10 protein-coding genes are annotated in these 13,160 nt (G+C 41.8%); 7 read left to right on the top strand and 3 right to left on the bottom strand.

The window, feature by feature from the left end:
* Positions 1-20: 20 nt before the first annotated feature.
* A complete protein-coding gene (locus tag ACYQ0H_RS03865) occupies positions 21-1,502 on the bottom strand; it encodes a spore germination protein (RefSeq protein ID WP_459811524.1) in 1,482 nt (493 codons plus the stop codon).
* 208 nt (positions 1,503-1,710) lie between these two features.
* Here ACYQ0H_RS03865 and ACYQ0H_RS03860 point away from each other — a divergent pair, with 208 nt between their 5' ends.
* From ACYQ0H_RS03860 to ACYQ0H_RS03840, 5 genes are all read left to right on the top strand, one after another.
* A complete protein-coding gene (locus ACYQ0H_RS03860; protein ID WP_459811523.1) occupies positions 1,711-2,394 on the top strand; it encodes a DUF421 domain-containing protein in 684 nt (227 codons plus the stop codon).
* Positions 2,395-2,416: 22 nt separating this feature from the next.
* Positions 2,417-2,791 carry a DUF4363 family protein gene (locus ACYQ0H_RS03855; protein ID WP_459811522.1) on the top strand — a complete coding sequence of 125 codons (375 nt, stop codon included), beginning with the start codon at positions 2,417-2,419 and terminating at the stop codon, positions 2,789-2,791.
* Positions 2,792-2,994: 203 nt separating this feature from the next.
* A complete protein-coding gene (locus ACYQ0H_RS03850) occupies positions 2,995-4,914 on the top strand; it encodes a zinc-ribbon domain-containing protein (protein ID WP_459811521.1) in 1,920 nt (639 codons plus the stop codon).
* Between the two features lie 237 nt (positions 4,915-5,151).
* Entirely contained in the window at positions 5,152-6,735 is a 1,584-nt protein-coding gene (locus ACYQ0H_RS03845; protein ID WP_459811520.1) for an MBL fold metallo-hydrolase RNA specificity domain-containing protein, read from the top strand.
* A 117-nt stretch (positions 6,736-6,852) separates the two neighbouring features.
* Positions 6,853-7,788, top strand: a complete 936-nt coding sequence (locus tag ACYQ0H_RS03840) for a uridine kinase family protein (protein ID WP_459811519.1) — start codon at positions 6,853-6,855, stop codon at positions 7,786-7,788.
* A gap of 169 nt (positions 7,789-7,957) precedes the next feature.
* On the opposite strand, the gene rbr is transcribed toward ACYQ0H_RS03840, so the two are convergent.
* Together rbr and ypeB are read right to left on the bottom strand one after the other, a co-directional pair.
* Entirely contained in the window at positions 7,958-8,560 is a 603-nt protein-coding gene (gene rbr, locus ACYQ0H_RS03835; RefSeq protein ID WP_459811518.1) for a rubrerythrin, read from the bottom strand.
* A 39-nt stretch (positions 8,561-8,599) separates the two neighbouring features.
* Complete coding sequence (gene ypeB / locus ACYQ0H_RS03830; protein WP_459811517.1) at positions 8,600-9,949, bottom strand: germination protein YpeB; 1,350 nt, start codon at positions 9,947-9,949, stop codon at positions 8,600-8,602.
* A 348-nt stretch (positions 9,950-10,297) separates the two neighbouring features.
* On the opposite strand from ypeB, the gene ACYQ0H_RS03825 reads away from it, so the two are divergent.
* A complete protein-coding gene (locus tag ACYQ0H_RS03825; RefSeq protein ID WP_459811516.1) occupies positions 10,298-11,428 on the top strand; it encodes a cysteine desulfurase family protein in 1,131 nt (376 codons plus the stop codon).
* A gap of 84 nt (positions 11,429-11,512) precedes the next feature.
* Positions 11,513-12,691, top strand: coding sequence for a tRNA uracil 4-sulfurtransferase ThiI (thiI, locus tag ACYQ0H_RS03820; protein WP_459811515.1), 1,179 nt, complete (start codon positions 11,513-11,515; stop codon positions 12,689-12,691).
* The last annotated feature ends 469 nt before the right edge of the window (positions 12,692-13,160 follow it).

Below are 13,160 nucleotides of genomic sequence, written 5' to 3'. Positions count from 1 at the left end.
TGATAAATTATTTATGCCTTTTATTTTTCAGTAAATTCTTCTACCGTAGTATGATCCTTCTGCATCTGGAAATAGCTTTTTCTCGATATAACATTTTTTATTTCCTTTATTGAAAACGGTGAAACAGGCGCAGTATAAGGAATGTGAAATTCGTCCATAGCGCAGATGTTGGCAACTATCATTATCGTACATACAGCAATACCGATAAAGCCTGCTGCACCTCCCGCTACTATATATACCAGACGCAAGATCGACGTCTGCTGATTAAGGCTCGGGATAACAAAGGAAGCTGTAGCGGTAAGTCCTACGATTATTAGCAATGGCGACGATATTATTCCGCTTTTTACTGCGGCGTCGCCTATAACAAGTCCTCCTACAATAGAAACTGCGCTGCCTACTGCGCTGGGAAGCCGTATACTTGCTTCCCTCATCAGCTCCAGCAGAGCCATTATTATCAATATTTCAAAAAACAGAGGATACGGAGTAGACTGCTCGGAAGCATAAAGATTGAGCAGCAGCCGAAGAGTAAGCATTTCAGGGTGAAAATTTGTGATCGCAACGTAGATACCGGGAAAGGCTACAGCAAAGAAAAATGCTATATAACGTATCCATTTAAGATATGAAGCAAAGTAGGATTTTGAGCAGTAGTCATCTATTGTTCTGAAATTTTCTTCAAAAAGCGACGGACACAGTAATGAAAAAGGAGTTCCGTCGATCAGAACGCCTACCTTTCCTTCGTTAAGCTTAGTACAGAATATATCAGGCCTTTCGGTTGCGGATATACCTGAAAACAGATTCTGGCTGTTTTTTTCTTCAAGGAACGGTTTGATATAGCCGCTTGCTATAATAGTATCCATCCGTATCTTTTTCAGCTTTTTGCGGACTCTGTCAACTATACGGGCAGGAGCCTTTCCCGCCATATATACAATACATACGTCGGTAGAGGATTCTTCTCCCAGCTGAAGCATTTCAAAGCGAAGGGCGGGATTTTTTATTCTCCTGCGGATAAGTGAGATATTGGTTCTTATTACCTCGGCAAACGCTTCCTGAGAGCCCATAATATTGCGTTCGCTGGTAGGCTCGGATATGGATTTTTTATCGTAGCCCTGTATACCGTAGGCAACAGCTCTGGATATACCGTTTATAAGGATCAGAGCGAAGCCTGAAAAAAGCAGCTGTATAATGTCTCCGTAGGAGCAGATTATCTTTCTTTCGTTGGCAAAAAGACTCTGTCTGGTACAGAAGCTGAAAATACCCTGAGCAGGCTCCTTCTGCGGCACCTTAAAGTTCATGAGCGGTCTGAAAATAAGCTCTGCCATTGACGAGGTAGCCACCATTCCTTCGATTGTAACAACGGCGCAGTCTACTCCGCCGAGATTGATCTCCATTACGTTAAGATCCATAGTATTTCCGGTAACCGCTCTTAAATTTATCAGATTTTCGGTTATATCGTCTGAGATCAGCGCTTCTTTATAATTGGAGTAATCAAGGGTTTTACTCATACTATACAGCTCCTTTCCTTATGACAGGTTTATATGCAAAATATTGCCGTTCGTGCTTATTATCTGCATAACATTTCTGAATATTCAGGATAATTTGAGTTAAAATAATTCTGAACGATTGATGTGTTTTTCTATGGCATATCAGAAAATTCATTGAAACGGAGGCGTATTTAAGCGCAGTATCCTAACGGATCAGCCGCGAAGGCTTATGCTGATAGTTTTTTTCAGAGCGATAATACTTTATTTCATTATTGTTATTTCTATAAGGCTGATGGGAAAACGTCAGATAGGAGAGCTTCAGCCGTCCGAACTTGTTGTAACTATTCTTATGTCCAATATTGCAACGCTTCCGATAGAGGATATAAATATACCGATGATCATGGGAGTCGTTCCGATCTTTACGCTGGTCTGTCTTGATGTATTTATGTCCCAGTTTTCGCTTTATTCACGAAAGGTCAGGAAGTTTTTTTCAGGAAGTCCGAAGATAATCATATCGGACGGAGTTGTGGACGAGGCGGTAATGAAAAAGCTGAGGTTTACAATAGACGACCTAATGGAATCACTGAGAAGTATGCAGGTTTTTGATCTGGACGAGGTACAGCTTGCTGTTGTTGAAACAACAGGAAAAATCTCTGTTTATCAGAAGCAGTCCTGCCAGCCGTGTACGCCTAAGGATCTTGGCATAGATGTCAAATGCAAAAACCCCCCTCAGCTAATTGTAACCGACGGAGAAATAGCGGATAACGCTCTCGACTTTATCGGCTCGGACAGAAAGTGGCTGATGAACGTGCTTAAAAAGGAAAAATGCACCCTTGACCAGGTATTTCTTATGACCTGTGACGGTGACGGAAAATACAAGCTTATTAGGAAAACCGGCGGAAAAAACAAATAAAAGCTGCGGAGGAATATTCCATATGAAAAGAGTATATATATGCATAGGGATATTTTCTTTGATAATCGGCATATCCGTATATTCGCTATGCATAATGAAAAACAGCAACGAGGAGCTTTACAGCAGGATAGACGAAATAATTTCTCTGCATGAGGACAAGTCGGAGGAAACGGCAGATAAGGTAGCTGAGCTGGAGGATTTCTGGGAAAAGTATTATATCCGTATATCGTTTGTAGCAAGATCCTCGACCCTGGACGATATTTCATATTCGGTAATAAAGCTTGCGCCGCTGCTTGACGAGGATTCGGACGAGTTTATTTCGGAATGTAAAAGTATCAGGTACTGGGCATATCTCATTTATAACAGTCAGTTTCCATATCTTCATTCAGTCCTGTAATACGGCTGTAAAAGCTCAGTTTTTCGGAAATTTGTTCATAAACGTTATAATATATATTAAAAGTCCCTGTAAAGGGGCTTTTTTGTATGTTTGATGTATTGACAAAGCTATATTTTTATAATATAATTAAAAGGCAACAATTGGACGAAAAATAAATTTTTTTGTCTGGGGAGTAATTAATAATATAAATTTGGAGGTAAATTATGAGTCAGCCAAAATTTTGTGCAAAATGCGGTAGTCAGCTGAACGAAAATGAAAGGTTCTGCGGTAGGTGCGGTGAGCCTGTTGAAGCGGTAATTCCTGAGCAGCAGTCGGCAGGATCGGTTCAGACACCGGAATATACCGCAGTACCCACAGCAGGTGCAGAGGTTTCCGGAACAAAGGATAAGAAAAAAGTAATGTTAGCTGTTATTGCCGCTGCGGCGATAGTTCTTCTTATAGTAGTTATAATCGTTATAATTAATACTACCAAATATCAGAAGATAGACGCTAAGGAGCTTTTTAAGATAGAATTCAAGGGTATAAACGGTTTGGGAAAATGTACGGCCGCTCTTAATTGTTCGCCGTCTGATTATCTGTCAAGTGTTCTCGGGGATCTGGGAGATCTGGGGGATCTCGGCTACAGAGGAACAGACGATGAGGATGAGGACGCTGAATACAGCGATTACTTTTCAAACGATAAGAAAACTCTTCTGAAGGTTTATACGAAGGCTAAGGATAAAGGCGAAGCGGAGGATATGCGTGACGCTCTTATGAAAATTAACAAGAAGTCTGGGAAATTTGAAATGACTCTGGATCTGTCTGAGGATTCCGGGCTTTCCAACGGAGATAAGATAACCTGTACGGTTGAATATGACGAGGACGATCTTAAAGAAGCAAAGATAAAGCTTACGAATACAGAGTTCGAGGTAGAGGTAAAGGGTCTGAATGAAGGCACTAAGCTGGATATTTTCGAGGATTTCAATGTCAAGTTCAGCGGAATAGACGGAAAAGGCGAGGCTGATTATCCCAGAAATTCGGAGAAATATCCGTTTATAAGTTATTGTCATGAAATCAGCAAGTATGAGCTTTCAAACGGAGATACATTTACTGTTGAGGGTTACATAAACATCTATGACGTTGGGGATATTGAAGATATTGACCCTTACGACAGCGATTCGGGAAAATACTTTACTTATGAAAATGTAACGTATATAGTAGAAAATCTGTCGGGGAAAAAGGATTTTGTTGTAGAAGGACTTACCGAGCTTGAAGAAATTGATGTATTTGAGGGTATTGAATTTAAAACAAAGGGCGCACTGCCAAGGCTGAGGATAACCGACGTAATCACTGAAGGCTGTCCCGACATAGTAAAGGAAAACGTTAATTTCCATGTTGAGGACAGTGATAAGGAATACAAGGCAGGAGATAAGTTTGTAATAAAGGCTTACGTTTACTCGAGTTTAGAAAAAGAAGGCTACAAGGCTGTAGGAACTAAGGATTCCGACGGATATTATACAAAGGAATTTACCGTTGATGAAGCGTCATACAGTAAATATCTGACGGCGGATTCACCTTATGAGGATTTTGAAAAGCTAGACGATTTCTTTGCGGAGCAGGTAAAGGAATTTAAACAGGATAATCTTAATAGTTCGTTTATTATAGGTTTAAGCTCATTTGACGGTAAGATAACCAGCTTTGAAAGCTTTGAGCTTGAAAACACTTACTATGCAGATCTTCCTGAAAAAAATTCTATTTTCTCTAGCGGAGCTGATAGCTGTGTTTACAGAGTTTACAAGGTAAAGGTAAAGCTTGACGATAAGAAAAAGTCAACTGAAACCTTTTATGTATCGTTTGAGGCAGATGGTCCTTATCTGACCACTGACGGAAAGGCTGAGGTTTCAAGCGGGTACGTTTCATGTAATGTAGAAGCCAAAAAGAATGACCTATTAAAGAAATATATAAAGAAAGATGGTTCAACGGTAACGGAGATAAAGAAGGGCTCGTCCGGAGCGTCTGATAAGAATGATGATTCTTCATCAAAGGCTGACGTATCGTCGGCAGCAACAGACGCTTCATCAAGCAAGGCCGATAGTTCTGCTTCAAACAAACAGGACAGCACATCAAGCGAAATGGTTCCTTAATTTAATAATCAAACGACCGCAGGACTGTAAAGCTCTGCGGTTTTTGTATATTCTCACATCAAAAGGGCAATGCTTTTTATATGGTTTGCTATAAGAGCGCCTTTTTGTGAAAAACTGATAAAATATAAGAAACACATTGAAAATATATTGGAGATATGTTATAATAAAAACAGAGCAGTTTAACTGCTGTGAAATGCGTTTAGGATATTCTGCTAAATAAAAAAAGGGGACGATCTTATGAAAACTACCTTTATCGGAGCGGCTCACGAGGTAACGGGAAGCTGTACTTATATCGAAGCCTGCGGAAAAAGATTTCTTGTTGATTTCGGTATGGAGCAGGGCTTTGATTCTTTTGAAAACGAACAGATACCCACATCTCCGGGGAAAATAGATTTTGTATTGCTTACTCATGCTCATATAGACCATTCGGGACTGATTCCGCTGCTGTTTGCCGGCGGCTTTAAGGGTGAGATACACTGTACTGAGGCAAGCTGTAATCTTTGCGATATTATGCTGAGGGATTCAGCGCATATTCAGGAATTCGAGGCTGAATGGCGTAACAGAAAGGGCAGGAGAAAGGGTCAGGAGGAGATCGAGCCGCTGTATACAATGCAGGACGCCGAGGGCGCAGCAAAATGCTTTGTACCTCACAGGTACGGAGAGATGTGTGATATTGCAGACGGAATAAAGGTAAGGTTTTCTGACGCAGGACATCTGCTGGGGTCTGCAAGCATTGAGATCTGGCTGGAGGAAAACGGTGTTTCCAAGAAAATAATTTTCTCCGGCGATATAGGAAATACCGATCAGCCGTTGATAAGAGATCCTCAGTATCTTGACGACGCAGATTATGTAGTCATGGAATCGACCTACGGCACAAGGATCCATGACAGACCTACTGATTATGCTGCGGCTCTTGCCGGAGTTATTCAGACGACCTTTGACAGGGGAGGAAACGTTGTTATTCCGTCATTTGCAGTCGGAAGAACACAGGAACTGCTGTACTTTATAAGGCACATAAAGGACGGCGGACTTGTAAAGGGACACGGTGATTTTCCGGTTTATGTTGACTCTCCCCTTGCGATAGAGGCTACAGCCATATTCAATAAAAATAAGGATTCCTGCTTTGACGAAGAGGCTATGGAATTTGTTTCAAAGGGGATAAACCCCATAACATTCAGCGGTCTTCATCTTTCTACCACCAGCGACGAATCAAGGGCGATTAACTTTGATAAGACACCGAAAGTAATTATCTCCGCCAGCGGAATGTGTGAAGCTGGAAGGATCAAGCACCATTTGAAGCATAATCTTTGGAGAAAGGAATGCACAGTGCTTTTTGTCGGTTATCAGGCCGCCAATACTCTGGGCAGAAGTCTTTGCGAGGGAGCGTCAAAGGTAAAGCTGTTCGGAGAAGAGATAACGGTAAACGCTGAGATAAAAATTCTTCCTGGAATAAGCGGTCACGCTGATGTCAGCGGTCTTGACAAATGGATAAAGCATATCAAAGCGCCTGAAAAGGTATTTGTAATTCACGGAGAGGACGCAGTTGCTGAGGCTTTTACAAAGCACCTCAGGGAAGAGCTTGGACTTGATGCTTACTGTCCGTACAGCGGGGCAGAGCTTGATATGGCGACAGGGCAGTTTATGAACGCAGAGCCGAAAGCGATCGTCAGAAAGCCGAAGCCGTCTACCGCTTATCAAAGGCTGTCCGCCGCACTTGATAGGCTATCTGCCGTAGTACAGTCAAGCAAGGGACTTACAAATAAGGAGCTTGGAAAAATGACTGATACTATAAATAACCTTTGCTCTAAATGGGAGCAGTAATAATCGGAGTTGAGATTTGCTGCATATAATATATAATACTTATCACATAGAGCGGCTTAGCTTGCCGCAGCATAAAGTAAAAGGACAAATCAATTAAGTTAACAGGAGAAAACAGGTATGAGAAAGCTGCACTGCACATCTATCAACCGTAAGCTTGAGGAAAACGAGGCTGAATTTATAAGGAGAAGCGAATACAATTATCACAAGCAAATCGAAACAGTTGCTAATTCCATAGCTGACAGCAGAAAGAAAAAGCCAATTATTCTTCTTTCAGGGCCTTCCGGCGCAGGAAAGACGACTACCGCTCTCAGGCTTGAGGATTATCTTGACGGCCGAGGAATTGAAACGCATACTATTTCAATGGACGATTACTTTCTTCCGATAGATCCTGAAACTGCTGTTAAGGACGAGAACGGCGAGATAGATTATGAATCGCCTATGCGGCTGGATATTCCGCTTCTCAACGAGCATATGCTGAAGATCTCAAACTGTGAGGAGGTCGAGATCCCCGACTTTGATTTTGCCGGACAGATCAGAAAAAAGGGAAGAGCGTTTAAGAGAAAGCCGGGCGAACTGGTAGTTTTCGAGGGTATCCACGCTCTTAATCCTCAGGTCACCGGTCTTACCGACAGCTTTGCAAATTTTGTTTATGTAAGCGTAAGAACCAGAATAGAGACCCGAACAGGAGGACTGCTTCATCCGTCGCATATAAGGCTGATGAGGCGTATCATCAGGGATAAGTTTTTCCGCGGCAGGGAAGTTGAAAGCACAATAGAAATGTTCAAAAACGTAGAACGCGGAGAAAACAGGTTTATCATGCCGTTTAAATACAGAGCGGAGTATTCTATTGATACCTTTCACCCTTATGAGCTTTCCGTTTATAAGAAATTTTTATACGGCGATCTGAAGTCAGAGGAGCATAAGTTCAAGGATTTTGATAATTACGGACTTATGCTGGAGGTTCTTGAAGAATTGAACGGCGTATGCATTGACAATGTTCCCGACGATTCGCTTGTAAGAGAATTTATCGGCGGCAGCAGATTTAAATATTAATTACAATAATATTATAAAGACGCTTTTGATATTTGTATCAGAAGCGTTTTTTACGTTTTTAAAGTAATTAATGTCTGACGGGTGCGTAGTACAAAAACACGCCTCAGAGCTCTTTATTCTCTGAGGCGTATTTACAGCTGCCGAATTTTAGTGGATACTCTTTAAATATTTATTGCTGACAGCCCCAAGGAGCCATATTCATTCTCAGGAAATAGCCCTGCGGGTGTAAGCAGACAGGGCAGTTTTTAGGAGCCTGAGCGCTTTCAAGAATATATCCGCAGTTAAGGCACACCCATGTGGTTTTTTCTTCAGCTTCAAAAAGCCTGCCTGACTCCATCAGGGTCTTAAAAGTATTGAAGCGGTCGCCGTGGCATTTTTCAACCTTTGAGATATTTTCAAAGTCCTGGGCGATCTTTGAGAAGCCTTCCTCCCTTGCTACTGCGGCAAAGGAAGGATATACGTCCTCATATTCCTCGTATTCGTTGTGATGAGCCATTTTCAGAAGATCTTCGCATTTCTTTGATATATCAACCGGATAGCCTCCGTCGATATGAATAGTTTCTCCGGAGCATTCGGTAAGATGATTATAGAAAACCTCTGCGTGTTCCTTTTCCTGATTTGCGGTAAAGTTAAACAGGTCTGCAACTACATAAAGCTGCTGCTGACGGCACTGTCCCGCGGCAAAGGTATAGCGGTTTCTTGCCTGACTTTCTCCTGCGAATGCCCTCATAAGATTTTCTTTGGTTTTGCTTGATTTGAAATCTGCCGGCATGATAAAACTTCCTTTCTGTGATGAAAAATTATATTGAATTTACATTGTAAGCGTACCGTTTTCGCTTTCAAAAAGCATTAGTATCTGCTCTTCCTTGCCGGTATATGCGTTAACGTATACCAGAACGTGAGAGCCGTCCTCCGCCTGACATTTAAACTCATAGCATAAAAGCTCTTCAGTCGCGTCCGACGGAATTACTGCCAGGCGGCGTGAAAGCACCTCGAGCATAGGAGATACCTTTTTCTGAGCGTCCAGTACGGAAACCCTATCTTCTTTATAGGTTCTTTCTTCGTGATTTACAAGAAAACCTCTTGCGTCATAACCCAGTATTTCTCCGTTATCCATAGCTACAGAAACCTTTACGAGATCGGTATAGCAGCATATTCCGTTATCGTCATAAGCGTAATTGACGGTCAGTATTCCGTTGTAGTTTTCATAATAGGTTTTCGTCATAGAGTTTATACCGAGTTCCTGGAGGAATTTATCAGCTGCGTTAAGTCCGTCCTCCTGGGAAATGGAGCTGTCGGTAACCTGACGGCTTTTTAGAAAATAGGATATATATCCTCCGTTTTTGGTAACTCCGCAGGTTACACTGCCTTTATCGTCAGAAAAGACCCATGAAGGCATTTTTCCTGCTTCTTCATTGACCTGTGTAAACTCAGTCGAGTTGATACCTAGGGCAAGCGTACAGCGCTCAAGAGCCTTTTCCTGAGTGACTTCTTCTGCGCCGGAGGTCATTTTAGGATTTTTCTCAAGGATATGATCGGAAAACGGGCCGTCGTATATAAGCGTAGGGTAGGAATCGAAGCCCTCTTCAAAATCCTCGAAGCCTTCGGTAACAGTAGGCGCTTTTTCGTTTTCTCCCGCTGTTCTGGTTTGGCTGGCAACGTTTGAAAGTGATATTTCTCCGCTTGAAATACTGTTTTCAAGTTCCCACATATCATCGTTCAGACGTTTTGAGAAATCATGCAGTGTTCTGAGCTTTTCATATTCCTCTATTGAGATCTCTTCTCCGTTCCTTGCTTTTTCAGAGATCGACAATGCGTAGTTTCCTACCTGAGATAAGAATTTATAGGTGTTCTCAAGCTGAAGCTCCTCTACGGGAAGCTGGGATAGTGCCGCTTTAGCGGCTGAGGATTCCCTCCAGAGCTTTGCGGCAAGGCTTTCATGCATATCCGCCGTTCCGGCATACAGCTCCTTTTGGAGAGTATTGCTGATATTGTCAGCGGCAGTTGAAAGATCCTCAACAGCCCGCAGATATGAATATTCAAGCGCCCTGGAGCTGTTTTTTTGCTGATTCATAAGCTGAGCGTTGCGTACTCCCAGAGCTGCTACCGCGGCGGCGGCAAACGAGCAGATCCTTATTAAACCTCTTCTTGTAACTGACATAACTGCCTCCTTGAATTTACTGTACATATAAACGTACTTGTTATTACTGCTGTACATTTTTATATACTTTTATGATGAAAAACAATTGGTACATATTATTGTACATATTTGAAAACAAGTACAATAAAAAGTACATATATTATCCTTGTCAGAATTATTATGCCGTATTTTATTAAGAATATACTTATTTATTTGCATTATCGGACAGATTGTGCTATAATAAAATAGTATGACTGTAGCAGCAGTGCGAAAACAGCAGGAAATAATGATCATATATTTTGCTGCGGTGTACAGTCTGTTGGATAGTACATATTAAGTAAAAATTTTCTGAAAGGAACTGAAAATTTTATGATATATCTTGACAATGCGGCGACTACGAAGCCTTGTGCGGAAGCTGCGGAAGCTGTCGTAAAGGGAATGGAATGCTTCGGAAATCCGTCGTCACTACACAGTCTCGGAGTCGAAGCCGAAAAACTTATGAATAATGCGCGAGAGCTTATCGCCGAGTCAATAGGCGCTTCGGGCGAAGAAATATTTTTTACATCATGCGCTACCGAAAGCAGCAATGCTGCATTTTTCGGCATTTCCGGAACATTGGGTAAAAGGAAAAAAAGGATCGTTACGACTTCGGTCGAGCATCCGTCGATTCAGTCGTGCTGTACGGAGCTTGAAAAGCGGGGCTTTGAGATTGTCAGGATCTCTCCGGGAGCAGACGGAAATATAAATGCAGAGGATATAATTTCCGCAGCAGACGACAGCACCTGTCTTGTAAGCTGTATGCTTGTCAATAATGAAACAGGACGTATATTTCCGGTACAAAAGGCTTTCAGCGTAATAAAACGCAGATTCCCGCAGATAATAACACACTGTGACTGTGTTCAGGGGTATCTGAAAATTCCCGTTAATGTAAAAAAGCTTTCTGCGGATATTATTTCCCTAAGCGGTCATAAAATTCACGCTCCTAAGGGAATCGGAGCAATTTATATCAAAAAAGGAGTAAGAGTTCCGGCATTTATTCTCGGCGGAGGTCAGGAAAAGGGCTTTCGTTCAGGAACCGAATGTATTCCGCTTATCTGCGGCTTTGGCGCTGCAGCTGAAAAATATTGCGGCAGTATTTCGGAAAGATTTAAAAGGGTTGACTCGCTTCGCAGGTATTTGTTTGACAAATGCGCAGAAGCCGATGGGATATTCATTAATTCGGATCTTGAATGTTCGCCTTATATTAACAGCATTGCTGTAGAAGGATATAAATCCGAGGTTTTGCTTCATTTTCTGGAAAAACAAGGAATATATGTTTCAAGTGGTTCAGCCTGTTCAAAGGGAAAGAAAAGTTCGGTGCTGAAAGAGTTCAAGGTACCGGATAAATACTTAGACTCCACACTCCGCATAAGCTTCTGCGATGAAAACAGATTTGAGGATGTCGACGCTTTGATTGAAGCCTTGAAACAGGCGCAGAAAAAACTGTGCAGGATAAAATAATATTAGGAACAAATGGTTTATACTATTTATAATATATAAAGGACGAAAAATATACAGGATTTTTGAAAGGTGAGAAAAATTGCAATGAAAGAACTTATACTGTGCAAATACGGTGAAATTGCTCTTAAAGGGCTGAACAAAAATAATTTTGAAAGTATCCTTGTAAAAAATGTTAAAAGGCGTCTGCGCGATTGCGGAAGCTTTAAGTATTCAAGGGCTCAGTCAACACTTTATATCGAGCCGCTTTCGGAAGATATTGATATGGACGAGGTAGTTAAAAAGCTGTCATGTATTTTTGGAATTGCCAAGCTTTGCCGCGCACTTATGGTTGAAAAGAATATGGAATCTATTCTGAATGATCCAATGGATTATCTTGAGGAAGCGCTGGAAGGTGCAAACAGCTTTAAGGTAAATGCAAAGAGGGCAGATAAGAAGTTTCCTCTAAAGTCTCCGGAAATATGCAGAGAGCTGGGGCATGAGATCTTGGAGAGATTTCCGCACCTAACGGTTGATGTTCATGATCCGGACGTTACGGTAACGGTAGAAATACGAGAGGAACACGCGTTTATAAATGCTCTGAAGCTTGACGGTGCAGGCGGTATGCCGGTAGGTTCAAGCGGACGCGGAATGCTTTTGCTTTCGGGAGGTATAGATTCCCCAGTTGCCGGATATATGGTTGCAAAAAGAGGAGTACAGATCCAGGCGATACATTTTGAGGCTCCGCCTTATACTTCTGAGAGAGCCAGAATGAAGGTTGAAAAGCTTGCCGAGGAGATCGCAGCTTACTGCGGAGATATTAACTTCTATTGTGTTCCTTTTACAGAGATACAGGAGGTTCTGAGGGATAACTGTCCCGAAGAGCTGTTTACGATCTTGATGCGCAGGCTTATGATGGAGATCGCTCAGAGATTCTGTGAAAAAGAGGATATCCAGTGTCTGGTTACCGGAGAGAGCATCGGTCAGGTCGCAAGCCAGACTATGTACGCAATGGTATGTACTGACGCTGCCTGCCGCATTCCGGTTTTCCGTCCTTGCATAGGAATGGACAAGTCCGAAATAGTTGCGGTATCGCGAAAAATAGGAACATTTGATACTTCTATCGAGCCATATGAGGACTGCTGCACGGTATTCACTCCTAAACATCCTAAAACAAAACCTGTACTCGCAGAGGTAGAAGCAGCTCAGGAAGCTTTTGATTATGAACCTCTGATACAAAAGGCGGTTGAAAACACAACGGTAAAATTAATCAAAAATAAAGCGTGATTTAGTTGTATGGTAAAGTAAAACTGCGGAAAATAAGGGGTTACAGATGACAAGCATTTTAACTTGTCAGAGAATTTTGCTTGTGCTTTATTTCTATTTTTGGAAAATAAAACGAAAATTCAATCCTAGCGCTGATTCCAGGAAACGAATGTGCTGTAAAGGCGCAAGCCTTTGTTTTGCGGACGTGTACGCAAAATCAGACAGTAAAATTGAAGATACGAAACAATTTTGCGCTTAAAATTTTCTTTGCTGTTCGTTCTTATGTATTTTGCGCAGCAATATTTTATGGGACTTTTATTGTACAATTGAAAAAGTTACGCGTCGGTAAAGAATGTAACCGAATTTAAATAAAATGTACGATAAAATGGACATTTCCACATTTCGGCATATGACTTCTAAAGTTGCTCAAATCGCGCAGTTTCGGGAAAATCCGAGGTATTTCGGCATAAGAAAACCGACGTAAAAATGA

The sequence above is a fragment of the Hominimerdicola intestinalis genome, assembly GCF_054655215.1.
This window is presented reverse-complemented; position numbering and strand designations above follow the sequence as displayed.

Excerpts from the sequence above, each read along its gene's own strand:
- ACYQ0H_RS03865 (WP_459811524.1), bottom strand. The coding sequence starts at position 1,502 with ATGAGTAAAACCCTTGATTACTCCAATTATAAAGAAGCGCTGATCTCA.
- ACYQ0H_RS03860 (WP_459811523.1), top strand. The coding sequence starts at position 1,711 with ATGCTGATAGTTTTTTTCAGAGCGATAATACTTTATTTCATTATTGTT.
- ACYQ0H_RS03855 (WP_459811522.1), top strand. The coding sequence starts at position 2,417 with ATGAAAAGAGTATATATATGCATAGGGATATTTTCTTTGATAATCGGC.
- ACYQ0H_RS03850 (WP_459811521.1), top strand. The coding sequence starts at position 2,995 with ATGAGTCAGCCAAAATTTTGTGCAAAATGCGGTAGTCAGCTGAACGAA.
- ACYQ0H_RS03845 (WP_459811520.1), top strand. The coding sequence starts at position 5,152 with ATGAAAACTACCTTTATCGGAGCGGCTCACGAGGTAACGGGAAGCTGT.
- ACYQ0H_RS03840 (WP_459811519.1), top strand. The coding sequence starts at position 6,853 with ATGAGAAAGCTGCACTGCACATCTATCAACCGTAAGCTTGAGGAAAAC.
- rbr (WP_459811518.1), bottom strand. The coding sequence starts at position 8,560 with ATGCCGGCAGATTTCAAATCAAGCAAAACCAAAGAAAATCTTATGAGG.
- ypeB (WP_459811517.1), bottom strand. The coding sequence starts at position 9,949 with ATGTCAGTTACAAGAAGAGGTTTAATAAGGATCTGCTCGTTTGCCGCC.
- ACYQ0H_RS03825 (WP_459811516.1), top strand. The coding sequence starts at position 10,298 with ATGATATATCTTGACAATGCGGCGACTACGAAGCCTTGTGCGGAAGCT.
- thiI (WP_459811515.1), top strand. The coding sequence starts at position 11,513 with ATGAAAGAACTTATACTGTGCAAATACGGTGAAATTGCTCTTAAAGGG.